Annotated in this window: 14 protein-coding genes; 1 reads left to right on the plus strand and 13 read right to left on the minus strand. The window is 72.7% G+C overall.

From position 1 onward, the window contains the following. Positions 1–48: 48 nt before the first annotated feature. The 5 genes from NRO40_RS06975 to NRO40_RS06995 all read right to left on the minus strand — a co-directional run bounded on the left by NRO40_RS06975 (position 49) and on the right by NRO40_RS06995 (position 5110). Positions 49–1635, minus strand: coding sequence for a Na+/H+ antiporter (locus NRO40_RS06975; RefSeq protein WP_058941829.1), 1587 nt, complete (start codon positions 1633–1635; stop codon positions 49–51). Between the two features lie 69 nt (positions 1636–1704). After that, positions 1705–2172 carry a GNAT family N-acetyltransferase gene (locus NRO40_RS06980; RefSeq protein WP_058941828.1) on the minus strand — a complete coding sequence of 156 codons (468 nt, stop codon included), beginning with the start codon at positions 2170–2172 and terminating at the stop codon, positions 1705–1707. Then, on the minus strand, positions 2169–3110 hold the full coding sequence (locus NRO40_RS06985) for an RluA family pseudouridine synthase (protein ID WP_058941827.1): 942 nt from the start codon (positions 3108–3110) through the stop codon (positions 2169–2171). The genes NRO40_RS06980 and NRO40_RS06985 overlap by 4 nt, the downstream gene beginning before the upstream one ends. Before the next feature lie 60 nt (positions 3111–3170). Then, positions 3171–3731 carry a signal peptidase II gene (gene lspA, locus NRO40_RS06990; protein ID WP_058941826.1) on the minus strand — a complete coding sequence of 187 codons (561 nt, stop codon included), beginning with the start codon at positions 3729–3731 and terminating at the stop codon, positions 3171–3173. A 56-nt stretch (positions 3732–3787) separates the two neighbouring features. After that, complete coding sequence (locus NRO40_RS06995) at positions 3788–5110, minus strand: TraR/DksA family transcriptional regulator (protein ID WP_079047000.1); 1323 nt, start codon at positions 5108–5110, stop codon at positions 3788–3790. A 569-nt stretch (positions 5111–5679) separates the two neighbouring features. Here NRO40_RS06995 and ileS point away from each other — a divergent pair. Continuing rightward, positions 5680–8817: an isoleucine--tRNA ligase gene (gene ileS, locus NRO40_RS07000; protein ID WP_058941825.1), complete on the plus strand. Its 3138-nt coding sequence runs from the start codon at positions 5680–5682 to the stop codon at positions 8815–8817. A 710-nt stretch (positions 8818–9527) separates the two neighbouring features. On the opposite strand, the gene NRO40_RS07005 is transcribed toward ileS, so the two are convergent. The 8 genes from NRO40_RS07005 to murG form a co-directional block, all read right to left on the minus strand. Further along, complete coding sequence (locus tag NRO40_RS07005) at positions 9528–10601, minus strand: DivIVA domain-containing protein (protein ID WP_058941824.1); 1074 nt, start codon at positions 10599–10601, stop codon at positions 9528–9530. Positions 10602–10651: 50 nt separating this feature from the next. Then, on the minus strand, positions 10652–10948 hold the full coding sequence (locus tag NRO40_RS07010; RefSeq protein WP_058941823.1) for a YggT family protein: 297 nt from the start codon (positions 10946–10948) through the stop codon (positions 10652–10654). 67 nt (positions 10949–11015) lie between these two features. Further along, entirely contained in the window at positions 11016–11627 is a 612-nt protein-coding gene (locus NRO40_RS07015; RefSeq protein WP_058941822.1) for a cell division protein SepF, read from the minus strand. A gap of 124 nt (positions 11628–11751) precedes the next feature. Then, positions 11752–12471, minus strand: coding sequence for a YggS family pyridoxal phosphate-dependent enzyme (locus NRO40_RS07020; protein WP_058941821.1), 720 nt, complete (start codon positions 12469–12471; stop codon positions 11752–11754). Then, positions 12468–13250 (minus strand): peptidoglycan editing factor PgeF, encoded by a 783-nt coding sequence (pgeF, locus tag NRO40_RS07025; protein ID WP_058941820.1) that lies wholly within the window; start codon positions 13248–13250, stop codon positions 12468–12470. Before pgeF ends, NRO40_RS07020 begins: the two co-directional genes overlap by 4 nt. Beyond that, entirely contained in the window at positions 13247–14470 is a 1224-nt protein-coding gene (ftsZ, locus tag NRO40_RS07030) for a cell division protein FtsZ (RefSeq protein WP_058941819.1), read from the minus strand. Before ftsZ ends, pgeF begins: the two co-directional genes overlap by 4 nt. 279 nt (positions 14471–14749) lie before the next feature. Next, positions 14750–15556 (minus strand): cell division protein FtsQ/DivIB, encoded by an 807-nt coding sequence (locus NRO40_RS07035; protein ID WP_058941818.1) that lies wholly within the window; start codon positions 15554–15556, stop codon positions 14750–14752. A 37-nt stretch (positions 15557–15593) separates the two neighbouring features. After that, positions 15594–16682: an undecaprenyldiphospho-muramoylpentapeptide beta-N-acetylglucosaminyltransferase gene (gene murG / locus NRO40_RS07040; RefSeq protein WP_058941817.1), complete on the minus strand. Its 1089-nt coding sequence runs from the start codon at positions 16680–16682 to the stop codon at positions 15594–15596. Positions 16683–16686: the final 4 nt, after the last annotated feature.

Raw genomic sequence — 16686 nt, forward strand, 5'->3', positions numbered from 1 at the left:
CCCTGCGGGCGCGCCGGTCCCGGGCGGGCGCGGCCGGTACGGCCCGGGTCAGCGGAGGCTGCGCACGTCGAGCTGGTACAGCACCCGGTCGACGACCTCCGGGTCGGAGCCGGGTTCGTTGCGCGCGGCGAGGACCTCGTGCCGCGCGGCGGAGAGCAGCTCGTGCTGGACGCGGTGGACGGTCCGGAAGTCCTCGGCGCGCCGTTCGTAGGCGACCCGCCGCTCCTCGTCGACGAGGTCCGGGCTGATGCGCGCCCCGATGTCGAGGGCCAGCCGCCGCAGCCGCTCGACCAGTTCGTCGGGGAGCCCCTCGGTGCGCTGGATCTCCTTCAGCCGCCGTTTCGCGGCGAGGGCGGCGCGCAGCGCGAGCTCCCGTTCGAGGCGCCGCTCCTCGTCGCTGTCGGCGCGCACGCCGAGCCGGCCGACGAGCCAGGGCAGCGTGAGTCCCTGGAAGACCAGCGTGGCGATGATCACGCAGAAGGCGATGAAGAGGATCTCGTCCCGCCCGGGGAACGCGCCACCGGCGTCCGTGGTGAGCGGGATGGCCAGTGCCAGCGCGACGGACGCGACGCCGCGCATCCCCGACCACCACATGACGACGGTCTCCCGCCAGCTCATCGGGATCTCCTCGGCCGACGCGCGGCGCGTGTGGAGCCGCTTCGCGAGCCAGGTCGCGGGCAGCAGCCACAGCAACCGCACCCCCACGACGGTCACGACGACCACCGCGCCCCAGCCGAGCATCCGCCCCACACGCCCCTCGGCGAACTCGAACACCGCGCTCAGCTCCAGGCCGACCAGCCCGAAGGCGACGCCGGTGACCAGGGTGTCGACGATCTCCCAGAAGGTGCGGCCGGCCAGCCGTCCCGTCACGTCGTCCGCGTCGAGGGTGTGGCGGGCCAGGACGAGGGCGGTGACCAGGACCGCGAGGACGCCGGAGCCGTGCAGCTCCTCGGCGAGGGAGTAGGCGACGAACGGCAGCAGGAGCGTGAGCCCCGTCCGGAGGGTGGCGTCGTCGAGCGCGCCCGCCAGCCGGGCGCCCAGCTTGCCGAGGAGCAGGCCGACGGCGAGGGCGACGACCGCGGCGAGCAGCAGTTCGAGGCCGGCGCCGGCCCAGGAGAAGGTCCCGGCGACGACCGCGCCGACGGCGACGTGGTAGACGACGATCGCCGTCACGTCGTTGAAGAGGCCCTCGCCCTCCAGGATCGAGACGAGGCGGCGGGGCAGTCCGACGGACCCGGCGACGGCGGTCGCGGCGATCGGGTCGGGCGGCGCGACGAGGGCGCCGAGCGCGACGGCGGCGGCGATGGGCAGGCCGGGGACCACGGTGTGCGCGACGGCGGCGACGACGGCCGTGGTGACCAGGACGAGCGCCACCGCGAGCAGCAGGATCGGCCGCATGTTCACCGCGTACTGCCGCCAGGAGGTGCGCTGCACCGTGGCGTACAGCAGCGGCGGCAGGACCAGCGGCAGGATGAGCTCGGGCGGGACGTCGACGTTCGGCACGAACGGCAGGAAGGCGAGGACGATCCCGAGCAGCGTCATGAGGACCGGCGCGGGCACCTTGAGGCGGTCGCCCAGGGGCACGGCCAGCAGGGCGCCGAGCAGCAGTAGGAGAAGCAGAGCCAACTGGTCCACGGTGCGAGGCCCTCCACCCGCTGGGAAACGCCGGGGTCAGGGCTCCACCCTGCCACGCCGCCCGGTGGATCAGAGCGTGCGGCGCATCGCCAGGTGCGGTATTCCCGCGTCGAGGAACTCCTCGCCGTACGGCCCGTAGCCGAGCCGCCGGTAGAAGTCGAGGGCGTGGGTCTGCGCGTGCAGGTCCACGGCGGTCAGGCCCCGGGCCCGCGCCGCGTCCTCGATGGCCCGGACGAGCGCCGCCCCGACGCCGAGGCCGCGGGCTTCCCGCGTGACGGCGAGGCGGCCGAGCGCGCCGACGCCCTCGGCGCCACCCGTGCGGCCCGCGGCGTCCGGACCGTACAGGAGCCGGCCCGTGCCGAGGGTGACACCGTCGGCGGTGTGCTCGGCGATGACGTGCACGGCCGTGGCGTCGTACGCGTCGTACTCGATCTCCTCCGGGACGCCCTGCTCGACGACGAACACCGCGCGCCGGACGGCGAAGGCCGCCGCGCGGTCCTCCTCCGTCCGAACCTCCCGGACGCGGTAGGGGGTCACGCGCTCTCCGCGGCGATGGTGTCGAGGGCGAGCCGGAGGTCGTCGGGGTAGCCGCTCTCGAACTCGACCCACTGGCCGTCCGCCGGGTGCTCGAAGCCGAGGCGCACCGCGTGCAGCCACTGGCGGGTCAGCCGCAGGCGCTTGGCGAGGGTGGGGTCGGCGCCGTACGTCAGGTCGCCGACGCAGGGGTGCCGATGCGCGGACATGTGGACGCGGATCTGGTGCGTCCGACCCGTCTCCAGCTTGATGTCGAGGAGGGACGCGGCCCGGTACGCCTCGATGAGGTCGTAGTGCGTGACGGACGGCTTGCCCTCGGCGGTGACGGCCCACTTGTAGTCGTGCTGGGGGTGGCGGCCGATCGGCGCGTCGATCGTGCCGCTCAGCGGGTCCGGGTGGCCCTGGACGAGCGCGTGGTACCGCTTGTCGACGACCCGCTCGCGGAACTGCGCCTTCAGCAGCGTGTAGGCGCGCTCCGACTTGGCGACGACCATCAGCCCGGACGTGCCCACGTCGAGGCGGTGCACGATGCCCTGGCGCTCGGCGGCGCCGGACGTGGAGATCCGGTACCCGGCCGCGGCGAGGCCGCCGATCACGGTCGTGCCGGTCCAGCCGGGGCTCGGGTGCGCGGCGACACCGACCGGCTTCATGATCACGACGATGTCGTCGTCGTCGTGGACGATCTCCATCCCCTCGACCGGCTCGGCGACGACCCGCACCGGCGCGGGCGCCCCGGGCATCTCGACCTCCAGCCAGGCACCACCCGTGACGCGCTCGGACTTGCCGACCACCGCGCCGTCGACGAGGACCTTCCCGGCGGAGGCCAGCTCGGCCGCCTTGGTGCGGGAAAAGCCGAACATGCGGGCGATGGCGGCGTCGACGCGCTCGCCCTCCAGGCCGTCGGGAACGGGCAGCGTGCGGATCTCGGGAAGCGTACTCACCCGTCGAGTATGCCTTGTTCCCGTCCCGGCCCGGTCGGGCCTGTGGACGGGGGTGCCCGTTCAGTCCTTGTGGACGGTCCCGTCCGGGTCCAGCCCCCGGAAGGAAAGGATCACGATCAGGAAGCCGCCGCAGACGATCGCGGAGTCCGCGAGGTTGAAGACGGCGAAGTGCGCGGGCGCGATGAAGTCGACCACCGCGCCCTCGAAGACGCCCGGCGAGCGGAAGATCCGGTCGGTGAGGTTGCCGAGCGCGCCGCCGAGCAGCAGACCCAGCGCGACCGCCCAGGGGAGGCTGTACAGCTTGCGCGCCAGCCGCACGATCACCACGATCACGGCCGTCGCGATCACCGTGAAGAGGACCGTGAACGCCTCACCGATGCCGAAGGCGGCACCCGGGTTCCTGATCGCCCTGAACTCCAGCAGGCCGTCGATCACCACGATCGGGTCGTGGTGCTCCAGCCGCGCCACGACGAGCATCTTGCTGCCCAGGTCCAGCAGGTACGCGACGAGGGCCACGGCGACGAGCGCCACGACCCTGCGCCGGCCCCGCGGCCGCTCGGCGGGCGTCCCGGCGTCGTCGTCAACGTCCGGCGTACCGATGACCTGCTCCGCCTCTGCCACGTGAGTCCCTCAACCTAGGTACCTGACTGGGACGAGGGTACGGCACACCCGCGCGGTCAGCCCCGTCGCTCCTGCTTCTGCTTGTCCTCCACGCAGAGGGTGGCCCGGGGGAACGCCTGCATGCGCGCCTTGCCGATCGGCTTGCCGCAGATCTCGCACAGGCCGTACGTACCGGCGTCGAGCCGTTGCAGCGCGTGCCGGCTCTGCTCCAGGGTGGCCCGGGCGTTCGCCGCGAGCGCCATCTCGTGCTCGCGCGTGATGTTCTTCGTCCCGGTGTCCGCCTCGTCGTGACCGGCGCCCTCCCCCGAGTCCCGCATCAGCCCCGACAGGGCCTCCTCGGAGGCGGCGAGCTCCTGCTGGAGCCGCTGCACCTCGCCCTCCAGCTCGGCGCGGGCCTCCGCCACCTCCTCGGCCGTCCACGGCTCCTCGCCCGGCCGTACGGCCAACTCCTCGGGTGCCACATCGGCGACCCCGCGGGCCGTGGGAACGGCCACCCCGGCCGCCGTGGTCACGTCCGCCGTCTTCTTCGCTGCCACCGTCCTGGCTCCTGTCTCCTCAGCGGCCCGGGCCGCCACCTCGGCCGCGGACGCGGCCTTCTTCCCTGCCCTGCCACCCGCCGCCGCACCGGCCGCGGGCATCTCACCGACCACTCCTTCCCCACCAGCGACACCGTCACCGCGGTGAGGACCGCCGGAACCCCCCGGCGCGGCCCCCTCCGCGGCCGCCACCTTCTTGGCGATGACCGCTTTCCCGGCGGGCGCCTTCGCACCGGACGCGCTCCCCGCAGATGCCTTCCCCGCGGAGGCCCTTCCGGACCCCTCGACCGCGGTCGTCTTCCCACCGGACCCCTCGGCCCCCGACGGAACCGCCGTCTTGCCGGCCGTCTTCTTGCCGGGAGCTTTCCTGGCGGGCACCTTCTTCGCCGCAACCTTCTTGGCGGACGCCTCCTTGGCGGACGCCTTCTTCGCAGGGGCCTTCTTGGCAGCGGCCTCCTGGACAGCCACCTTCCTGGCAGGCGCCTTCCTGGCAGGCGCCTCCTTGGCAGGTGCCTTCTTGGCAGGTGCCTTCTTGGCGGACGCCTTCTTCGCGGCGGCCTTCTCGGCGGGGGCCTCCTTCCTGGCCGGCACCTTGTCTGTCGCCGTCTTCCCGGCCACCGACTGGCTGGTCGGCGCCTTTCCAGGGGCGGTCTTCCCGGGGGCGGACTTCCCGGTGGCCGCCTTCTTCCCCGTCGCGCCCGCCCGCGTGCTCGCGCGGCCCCCGGTCGGGGGCCCGTCGTCCGCCGGGGCCGCTCCGCGCGCGGCGGCGGGCGCACGGCCCGCGGCGGACGCGGCGGACCTCCCGGACGCCGTCCCCTCGACGGCGGTCTTCTTCGCCACCATGCCGCGGCCCCTTCACATATTGTGATCTTGCTCGCGAATCGTGCTGGGACGATAAATCGACTTCGGTCCCGCGGCAACGGGGCACGCCGCCGGCGGCGGTCAGCCGGTACCCGACCAGGCGAGCGGGGAGGGCCCGTACCGCCGCCGTCCGCCCGGTAAGCGGGGGTGCGCCCCCGCCGGAGGCGTGCGACGGCGCACGGGGCCGTTCGGCCGTACGGACCGCGCCGCGCGCCCGCCCCGGAAAACGTGGCGACCCGCGTTCGGCCCGCCCCGTACACTGGGCGCAGCGAAAGGCGTGGATGGGGACCAGTAGCGTCGCACGCGGCCATGAGCGACCCGGGGACGGTGAGAGCCCGGGGGCGAGCCCGACGTGAAGCATCACCCCGGAGCCGCCGGAAGAAAGCTTTGGCAGTGGGCTCCGCCCACGGGCGCAAGGTCAGTAGAACCGGCATCGCGACCCCAATGAGGGGGCTCCGGGCCCAGTGCCCGGCGCCAAGGAGGGTGGTACCGCGGGAGCACGCGCTCTCGTCCCTCCGACGGAACGACGAACCTGTCCGCCGGAGGATTCGATGTCGCAGTACCACCAGGTACCCGCCCAGGTCGACCTGCCCGCCCTCGAGCACGCCGTGCTCGATTTCTGGCGCGAGAGCAAGGTCTTCGCCAAGAGCCTGGAGCAGTCCGAAGGACGCCCCGAGTGGGTGTTCTACGAGGGCCCGCCCACTGCCAACGGCATGCCGGGCGCCCACCACATCGAGGCGCGCGTCTTCAAGGACGTGTTCCCCCGCTTCCGCACCATGCGCGGCTACCACGTGGCCCGCAAGGCCGGCTGGGACTGCCACGGCCTGCCCGTGGAGCTCGCCGTCGAGAAGGAGCTGGGCTTCTCCGGCAAGAAGGACATCGAGGCGTACGGCATCGCCGAGTTCAACGCCAAGTGCCGCGAGTCCGTGACCCGCCACACCGACGCGTTCGCCGAGCTGACGACCCGCATGGGCTACTGGGTCGATCTGGACGACGCGTACCGCACGATGGACCCCGAGTACGTCGACTCGGTGTGGTGGTCGCTGAAGGAGATCTTCGGCAAGGGCCTGCTGGTCCAGGACCACCGCGTCGCCCCCTGGTGCCCGCGCTGCGGCACCGGCCTGTCGGACCACGAGCTGGCGCAGGGGTACGAGACGGTCGTCGACCCGTCCGTGTACGTCCGCTTCCCGCTCACCTCCGGCCCCCTGGCCGGCGAGGCGGCGCTGGTGGTCTGGACGACGACCCCCTGGACGCTGGTGTCCAACACCGCCGTCGCCGCCCACCCCGACGTCACGTACGTCGTCGCCACCGACGGCCGGGAGAAGCTCGTCGTCGCCCAGCCGCTGCTGGAGAAGGCCCTCGGCGAGGGCTGGGAGGCCACCGGGCAGACGTTCACCGGCGCCGAGATGGAGCGCTGGGCCTACCGGCGTCCCTTCGACCTGGTCGACTTCCCGGCCGAGGCGCACTTCGTCGTCAACGCCGACTACGTCACCACGGAGGACGGCACGGGCCTGGTCCACCAGGCGCCGGCGTTCGGTGAGGACGACCTCAAGGTCTGCCGCGCGTACGACCTGCCCGTCGTGAACCCGGTCCGCCCCGACGGCACGTTCGCCGAGGACCTGCGGCTCGTCGGCGGCGTCTTCTTCAAGAAGGCCGACGAGGCGCTCACCGCCGACCTCGACGCCCGGGGCCTGCTGTTCCGGCACATCGCCTACGAGCACAGCTACCCGCACTGCTGGCGCTGCCACACGGCGCTGCTGTACTACGCGCAGCCGTCCTGGTACATCCGCACCACCGCCGTGAAGGACCGGCTGCTGGAGGAGAACGAGGCGACCAACTGGTTCCCCGACTCCGTCAAGCACGGCCGTTTCGGCGACTGGCTGAACAACAACATCGACTGGGCGCTCTCCCGCAACCGCTACTGGGGCACCCCGCTGCCCATCTGGCGCTGCGAGGAGGGCCACCTCACCTGCGTCGGCTCCCGGGCCGAGCTGACCGAACTGACCGGCAGCGACCAGTCCGCGCTCGACCCGCACCGCCCGTACATCGACGACCTCACCTTCCCGTGCACCCACGACGGCTGCGCGCTCACCGCGACGCGCGTCCCCGAGGTCATCGACGCCTGGTACGACTCGGGCTCGATGCCGTTCGCGCAGTACGGCTACCCGTACCGGAACAAGGAGCTCTTCGAGCAGCGCTACCCGGCGCAGTTCATCTCGGAGGCCATCGACCAGACGCGCGGCTGGTTCTACACGCTGATGGCCGTCGGCACGCTCGTGTTCGACAAGTCGTCGTACGAGAACGTCGTCTGCCTGGGCCACATCCTCGCCGAGGACGGCCGGAAGATGTCGAAGCACCTCGGCAACATCCTCCAGCCGATCCCGCTGATGGACCAGCACGGCGCCGACGCGGTGCGCTGGTTCATGGCCGCCGGCGGTTCCCCCTGGGCGGCCCGCCGCGTCGGCCACGGCACGATCCAGGAGGTCGTCCGCAAGACGCTCCTCACGTACTGGAACACCGTCGCCTTCCAGGCGCTGTACGCGCGCACGGCCGGCTGGGCGCCCACCGACGCCGACCCGGCACCCGCCGACCGCACCGTCCTGGACCGTTGGCTGCTCAGCGAGCTGCACGCCCTCACCGACCAGGTCACGCAGGCGCTGGAGGCGTACGACACGCAGCGCGCCGGCAAGCTCCTCTCCGCCTTCGTCGACGACCTGTCGAACTGGTACGTACGCCGGTCGCGCCGCCGCTTCTGGCAGGGCGACAAGGGCGCCCTGCGCACCCTGCACGAGGTCGTGGAGACCGTCACGCGCCTCATGGCGCCGCTGACGCCGTTCATCACCGAGCGGGTCTGGCAGGACCTGGTGGTGCCGGTCACGCCCGACGCGCCCGAGTCGGTGCACCTGTCGACCTGGCCCGAGGCCGACCCGTCGGCGATCGACCCGGCACTGTCCCGGCAGATGACGCTGGTGCGGCGCCTCGTCGAGCTGGGCCGCGCCGCGCGCGCCGAGTCCGGCGTCAAGACCCGCCAGCCCCTCTCCCGCGCGCTGGTCGCCGCGGCGGGCTTCGAGTCGCTCTCCCCCGAGCTGCGCGCGCAGATCACCGAGGAGCTCAACGTCTCGTCGCTGGCCTCCCTCTCCGAGGTCGGCGGGTCGCTCGTCGACACGACGGCGAAGGCGAACTTCCGCGCCCTCGGCAAGCGGTTCGGCAAGGGCGTGCAGGACGTCGCCAAGGCCGTCGCCGCGACCGACGCCGCCGCCCTGTCGCTCGCCCTGCGCGGCGGCGAGGCCACGGTGGAGGTGAACGGCGAGACGATCACGCTCACGCCGGACGAGGTGATCATCACCGAGACGCCGCGCGAGGGCTGGTCCGTCGCCTCCGAGGCGGGCGCCACCGTCGCGCTCGATCTGGAGATCACGCCGGAACTGCGGCTGGCCGGTCTGGCCCGCGACGCGATCCGCCTGATCCAGGAGGCCCGGAAGAACAGCGGCCTAGACGTCGCCGACCGGATCGCCCTGCGTTGGACCGCGACCGACGCCGAGGTCGTCACGGCCCTGACCGACCACGCCGGCCTCATCGCCGACGAGGTCCTGGCGACGGACTTCGCCCAGGGCGACGCGGACGGCAGCTACGGCGAGCCGTTCACGGACGAGCCCCTGTCCCTGACGTTCCGTCTCCGCAAGGCGTGACCCCTCCGAAGGGCCCGGCCACCTCCCGTGGCCGGGCCCTTCGGCTCACCCTCCACGTCCCGCACCCGGCACACGGCCGGGGCGGGGCCCCTCCGGGGTGCCCCCGCAGGGGTTGGCGGCGTCGGAACGGCTCCCGTACGGGACCCGAGGCCGCCGACCCCGAGGAGGTGCGCCGGAGGGGCCCCGCCCCACCCCCACCGGCCCGAGGCACCGCACCGCACCACGGCCACGAGACACCACACCCCGCCTTGGCCTCACCGCCAAGAGACACGGCCCCCGCCCTGGCCGCCACGAGACACCGCACCACGAGCCCCTGGCACGAGACACCACACCACGGTCGCACCGCCGATGGACACCACACCCCGGCCTCACCCCCAAGAGGCACCACACCACGGCCCCACCACCAAGAGGCACCACACCCCGGCCTCACCCCCAAGAGGCACCGCACCCCGGCCTCACCCCCAAGAGGCACCACACGGCCTCACCACCAAGAGGCACCGCACCCCGGCCTCACCACCAAGAGGCACCGCACCCCGGCCTCACCCCCAAGAGGCACCACACGGCCTCACCACCAAGAGGCACCGCACCCCGGCCTCACCGCCAAGGGCCACCAGACCGACGCTCTCCACCCCCACCCACGACACCCGGCCCACGACACCCGGCCCGACTGCCTACCGACGGCTACGCGCTCATCACGCGACCCGTCCCCGTCAGTTGTCGTCCTCGTCGATGAGGAAGCCACGCATCGGCGAGGGCGCCTGCTGCATCGGCTGCGGCGCCTGCGGCCGCACCGGCGCCATCGGCTGGGTCATCGCCGGGGACATCTGCTGCTGGCCACCGTACGACGGGCCGCCGCCCATGCCCGGCGAACCGCCCATGTTCTGGTTGCCGCCGTACGACGGGGCAGCCGCACCGGCCGACGCCATCGACGGGGACGGCGGCAGCGACGGAGCCGCGGACGGGGAGCGCGGCGGGGCGAGCGACTCGTCGCCCTGGCTCTCCAGCTGGCGCAGCTGGCTCTCCAGGTACGACTTCAGACGCGTGCGGTACTCGCGCTCGAAGCCGCGCAGGTCCTCGACCTTGCGCTCCAGCGTGGCGCGGGCGGACTCCAGGGAGCCCATCGCGACGCGGTGCTTCTCCTGCGCGTCCCGCTCCAGCGCGTCGGCCTTGGCGCGGGCGTCCCGCTCCAGGCCCTCGGCGCGCGACCGGGCCTCGCCGACGATCTTGTTGGCCTCGGAACGGGCCTCCGCGATCGCCTGGTCGGCCGTCTGCTGGGCCAGCGACAGCACACGTGCGGCGCTGTCACCGCCGGGCCCCTGCTGGGGCATGCCCTGGCCGTGGCCACCCATGGGGCCGCCCATCGGACCGCCCATGGGGCCGCCCTGCATGGGGCCGGGGCCGTGCGGGCCCTGCGGCCCGCCGTGGCTGGGACCGGCCGGCAGCTGCGGCGCACCGCCCGGCAGCTGGGGCGGACCCATCTGCGGCGGCTGCTGCTGGACCGGCGGACCGGATATGGCGGCGGGCACGGGACCACCCGGACCGCCGGGGCCGACCGGGCGCTCCTGCTGCTCCGGCGGCTTGCGCATGGCCTGCTGCTGGTTCTGCGCGGCGGCACGCGTCGCGGCGGCCAGCTTCGCGCGCAGATCCTCGTTCTCCCGGAGCAGGCGGGTCAGCTCGGCCTCGACCTCGTCAAGGAAGGCATCGACCTCGTCCTCGTCGTAGCCTTCTCGGAGACGGACGGTCGTGAACTGCTTGTTCCGCACGTCCTCGGGGGTCAGCGCCATCTCTTCTTCACCTCTACGTAGTCGTCGGCAGTCGGCAGGACCGTTATCGCTCACACCCTCATCGCGAAGCCACCCACGATGTTGAGCAGGATGTACACGATGATCATCAGAACGAAGAAGGACAGGTCGAGTGCCACGCCCCCGAGACGCAGCGGTGGGATGAACCGCTGCAGAAGCTTCAGTGGTGGATCGGTGACAGTGTAGGTGGCCTCCAGAACGACCACCATCGCCTTGCCGGGTTCCCATGAACGGGCGAACTGGAAGACGTACTGCATGACCAGCCGGAAGATCAGCAGGATCAGGAAGCACATCAGCGCGATGTAGACCACCTGTAGTGCGACGCCCATCCCGCGTTCCCTCTCCCCTGGCTCTCTCATACCGGCCGTGCGGCCGGGTCGTTCCCGGTGTCGTGTCTCAGCTCTGGTTGAAGAATCCGCCCTCTGCGATGCGGGCCTTGTCCTCCGCCGTGACATCGACGTTAGCAGGCGACAACAGGAACACCTTCTGCGTCACTCGCTCAATGCTGCCATGCAGCCCGAAGACGAGACCGGCGGCAAAGTCGACAAGTCGCTTCGCGTCCGTGTCGTCCATCTCGGTCAGGTTCATGATCACGGGCGTGCCCTCGCGGAAGTGTTCCCCGATGGTACGGGCCTCGTTGTAGGTCCGCGGGTGCAGCGTGGTGATGCGGTAGGGCTCCCGCTCGGACACGACCTTGGGCATGATCACCGGTGCGTTCTTCTCCAGGCTCGGGCGTTCAGGTGTGATGGACGCCACGGGGGCGATTCGGGCGGGTCGTCCGCTTTCAGCGGGAAGCGCAACGGGCTCACGCTGGACCGGCGGTTGCACGACCGGCGCACGGACCGGCTCCTCGCGCTCCACCTGGTGCGGAGGCTGGTGGCGGCGCCGCTCGGGCTCCGGCTCGAGCTCGGGTTCGAAGTCGTCATCGGGGTCGAATCCCCGGCCGTCGTACCCATCGTCCTCCACGAGGCCGAGGTAGACCGCCATCTTGCGCATCGCGCCGGCCATTCTCCGGTTCCTCCGCTCTGTGGTGGATCGGCAACGTCAGGTCGCGCCCGCGATCCACTCGGCCTGCCCGCCATTCGGCGGAAATGACCATATTTTCTACTGTGGTCCGACTTGCTTCGCGACGTTACCCGAGCCGAGGTCGGACTCCGAGTACCGCCGTACCGATGCGCACATGTGTCGCCCCGGCCGCCACCGCGTCCTCCAGGTCCGCACTCATCCCTGCTGACACAATGTTCGCAGCAGGACGGGTCGCGCGCAGGTGTGACGAGAATTCCACCAGCCGGTCGAACGCGGCCCGTTGCCGCCCCGCGAACGGACCGGCCAGGGGCGCGACGGTCATCAGACCGCCGAGCCGGAGCCCGGGTGCCGCGTCGACCGCCGCCGCCAACTCCTCGATCCCCTCGGGCCCCACGCCCCCTCGCTCGCCCCGCTCGCCCGACTCCGCGTCGAGGGCGACCTGGATCAGGCAGTCGAGCTCCCGCCCGGCACGCGCGGCGGCCGACGAGAGCGCCGAAACCAGCCGCAACCGGTCGATCGACTGCACGACCTGGGCGTAACCGGCCACCGAGCGGACCTTGTTCGTCTGGAGCTGACCGACGAAGTGCCAGGTGAGATCGAGGTCCGCGCACGCGGCGGCCTTGGGGGCCGCGTCCTGGTCGCGGTTCTCCGCGACGTGGCGGACGCCGAGCTCGTGGAGGATGCGGACGTCCTCGGCGGGGTAGGTCTTGGTGACCACGATGAGGGTCACGTCCTCGCGGGGGCGCCCCGCCGCGGCGCAGGCGGCGGCGATGCGCTCCTCCACCCGGACGAGGTTCTCGGCGAGTTCCGCCCTACGGTCCGTCATGCCCCGTCCTCCCCCGGCTCGACGCGCCCGGCGGACCCGGCGGCGGCACCGTCGAGCCAGACGTACCCGGCGAGCCGCCCGGTCGTGCGGTCGCGGCGGTAGGAGAAGTGGTCGCCCGACTCGCGGGTGCACGTGCCGGAGGCGCGGCGGTCGCGTACGCCCAGCCGCTCCAGCTGGGCGTGGACCCCGGCGACGACGTCGACGGCCGGGGTGCCCCAGCTCGTCTCGGCCCGGGCGGCCGGTTCGAGGGCGGCGACCTCGTCCCGCATCGCCGGCGGCACCTCGTAGCAGCGCCCGCAGACGGCGGGACCGGTCCGCGCGACGATCCGGGACGGCTCGGCACCAAGTGTGATCATGGTCTCGATCGCGGCGGGGACGACCCCGGCCACCATGCCGGGGCGGCCCGCGTGGGCCGCCGCGACGACACCGGCCACCGGGTCGGCGAGCAGGACGGGCACGCAGTCGGCGGTGAGCACGGCGAGCGGCAGGCCGCGCCGTGAGGTGACGACGGCGTCCCCCGCCGGGACCTCGGCGCCCGCAGGCCACGGACCGTCGACCACGTGGACGGCCCGGCCGTGGACCTGGTGCATCCAGACGACCCGGTCCGGGTCGACGCCGAGGTTCCCGGCCGCGATCTTCCGGTTCGTGCGGACCGCGGCGGGGTCGTCGCCGACGGCGCCGCCGAGGTTGAGCTCCTCGTACGGAACGGCGCTCACCCCGCCCCACCGGTCGGTGAAGGCGAAGTGCGCGCCGTCCGTCGTGTCGTACCGCTCTATCACTTCAGGAAGTCCGGGACGTCCAGCTCTTCGGCCTGGGTGTCCGGGTAGGGGCGCGTCGTCGGGATGGACGGCGGGGTGACCGGCGCGAGCGTGGTCTCGCCGGCCGTCGGGGCGGGCTCGACCGGGGCGGGCGCGGGCTCCTCGCGGACGGGGACCGTGCCGAGGCCGCTGCTCACCGGGCGCGAGGGCTCCGCGGCACGCGGCGCGGGGGAGGCGGACTCCTCCCGCTTGGCCGCCGACGCGCCGAGGACGGTGTCCCGCCGGGCGGGCGGCTGCCCGCCGTCGAAGCCGGCCGCGATGACCGTGACGCGCACCTCGTCGCCGAGGGCGTCGTCGATGACGGCGCCGAAGATGATGTTCGCCTCGGGGTGGGCCGCCTCGCTGACCAGCTGGGCCGCCTCGTTGATCTCGAACAGGCCGAGGTCGGAGCCGCCGGAGATGGAGAGCAGCACGCCGCGGGCGCCGTCGATGGACGCCTCCAGCAGCGGCGAGGAGATCGCCATCTCGGCAGCGGCCACGGCCCGGTCGTCCCCGCGGGCGGAGCCGATGCCCATGAGCGCCGACCCGGCCTCCGACATGACCGACTTGACGTCGGCGAAGTCGAGGTTGATCAGGCCCGGCGTGGTGATGAGGTCCGTGATGCCCTGGACACCGGAGAGCAGCACCTGGTCGGCGGACTTGAACGCGTCCAGGACGCTGACCTGGCGGTCAGAGATGGACAGCAGCCGGTCGTTGGGGATGACGATGAGGGTGTCGACCTCTTCGCGGAGTTCGGCGATGCCGTCCTCCGCCTGGTTGGCGCGGCGGCGGCCCTCGAAGGTGAAGGGCCGGGTGACCACGCCGATGGTCAGGGCGCCGAGCGAGCGGGCGATGTTGGCGACGACGGGGGCGCCGCCTGTGCCGGTGCCGCCGCCCTCGCCGGCGGTGACGAAGACCATGTCGGCCCCCTTGAGGACCTCCTCGATCTCCTCACGGTGGTCCTCTGCCGCCTTGCGGCCGACTGCGGGGTTGGCCCCGGCGCCGAGGCCGCGGGTGAGTTCGCGGCCGACGTCCAGCTTGACGTCGGCGTCGCTCATCAACAGGGCTTGTGCGTCCGTGTTGATGGCGATGAACTCGACGCCCTTGAGACCGACCTCGATCATTCGGTTGATGGCATTGACACCACCGCCGCCGACACCGATGACCTTGATGACTGCGAGGTAGTTCTGCGGTGCTGCCACGTCGAAGGCCTCTCGCCTCGAGTTACGTGCCGCCGCTTCGCGCTGCGTGGCGCGCCGCGACGGCGGATGCCGAAGGGACGGTCCGAATCGCCGACCCAAACCCTAACGTTGAAGTTTAGGGTTACCAGTGTGCCTGCTCCCTGGACTCTTCCGAACAGGACACTAAGTCGACAAGTGGGGCGCGTTCAACGAACACGCCGAACCTCCCGTTTTTCTTTTCACCCTATGTGATCACCCAGAGCCCTGACCAACCAGGGTGCTGGCCAGCGCGTATGTGCGTCAACTCCCTGACGCCGCAGGGGCGCCCGGGGCACTCACGTCGAAGTGCGCCGCTCCGGGCGCCGCCTTCATCAGTGCGAGCAGCGAACGGGTCTTCGCCCCGCGGTCCTCGCCACTCCCCCAGAAGACCGTCCGGTCGCCCGACAGCTCCAGAGTGAGGGAGTCGTACGAGCGGACGCGGACGGACAGCAGGTCCCGGCCGAGCTTTCCGGGGAGCCCGCCCACCACACCCACCGCCTCGCGCGTCAGCCGGTCGGCGTCGAAGCGGCGCAGGCTCGGCGACCGGCCCGCGGCGAGGTGCAGCCTGGGCACTCCGGCGGGCGCGGTCGAGACCATGGCGTACCGGGTACCCTTCGCGTCGATTTCCATGTACGCCCCGCCCTGTCGGGCCACCAGGACCGGTACGCGTTCGGTCACTTCCAGGCCGATTCCGTGCGGCCACGAGCGTACGACGTCGACCGAGTCGATCCGGGGCAGCGCGCGGCGCAGCCGTTCCTCGATGGCGTCCGTGTCGACGGAGGCCATCGGCGCGCCGACCGGGACGGCCGCCGCCGCGGTGACCTGGCCCGGCGTCAGCACGCGCGTGCCCGAGACGGACACGCGCTCGACGCGCAGCCAGGAGGAGCCGTACAGCACCCAGAGCACGCCGGCGGCGAGGAGGACGGCAGCGAGGGCCAGGAGCAGGACCCGGGGGCGCGCCGGGCCACCCCGGGCGCCCCCGCCGCGCTCCGGGCGCGCGGAGGGCCGGCCCGGCGACGCGCCCGCGGGCCTCCTGGCGCCGCGCTCGGCGGTCGTCGGTCCGGCCATGCTCCCTGCCCTTCGCTCGCTGCCGCCGGGCGCGCCCCTAGCGGCGTGCCGCGATCGCCTCGTAAACCATCCCGACCAGCAGCTGGTCGGCGTCCCGGCGGCCGAACTCGGCGGCGGCGCGGGACATCTCGTACAGCCGGTGCGGGTCGGCGAGGACGGGCAGGACGTTGCCCTGGACCCACTCGGGGGTCAGTTCGGCGTCGTCGACCAGCAGGCCACCGCCGGCCTTGACCACCGGCTGGGCGTTCAGCCGCTGCTCGCCGTTGCCGATGGGCAGCGGGACGTAGGCGGCGGGGAGCCCGACGGCGGAGAGTTCGGCGACGGTCATCGCGCCCGCGCGGCAGAGCATCATGTCGGCCGCGGCGTACGCGAGGTCCATCCGGTCCACATACGGTACCGGGACATAGGGGGGCATCCCGGGCATGTTGTCGACGCGTGGCACCTCGTTCTTCGGGCCGACCGCGTGCAGGATCTGGATGCCGGAGCGCTGGAGGACCGGGGCGACCTGCTGGATCACCTCGTTCAGCCGCCGGGCGCCCTGCGAGCCGCCGGAGACCAGCAGCGTCGGCAGGTTGGGGTCCAGGCCGAACGCGGCGCGCGCCTCCGGGCGGACCCGGGCGCGGTCGAGCGTGGCGATGGTGTGCCGCAACGGGATGCCGATGTAGCGGGCGTTGCGGAGCTTGCTGTCGGGCGTGGCGACGGCGACCCCGGCCGCGTACCGCGAACCGATCTTGTTGGCCAGGCCGGGCCGCGCGTTGGCCTCGTGGACCACGATCGGCACGCCGAGCCGTTTGGCGGCCAGGTAGCCGGGCAGGGCCACGTAGCCGCCGAAGCCGACCACGCAGTCCGCCTTGGTGCGCTCCAGGATCTGCTCGGCGGCCTTGATCGTGCCCCGCAGCCGCCCGGGCACGGTGATGAGCTCGGGGGTGGGCTTGCGCGGCAGCGGCACGGCGGGGATGAGCGCCAGCTCGTAGCCCCGCTCGGGCACGAGCCGGGTCTCCAGACCCCGCTCCGTGCCGAGGGCCGTGATCCCCACGGTCGGGTCCTGCCTGCGCAGGGCATCCGCGAGGGCGAGCGCGGGCTCGATGTGGCCGGCGGTCCCCCCGCCGGCGAGTACGACATGCACCGAA

The organism is Streptomyces changanensis, from assembly GCF_024600715.1.
Taxonomy (GTDB): Bacteria; Actinomycetota; Actinomycetes; order Streptomycetales; family Streptomycetaceae; genus Streptomyces; species Streptomyces changanensis.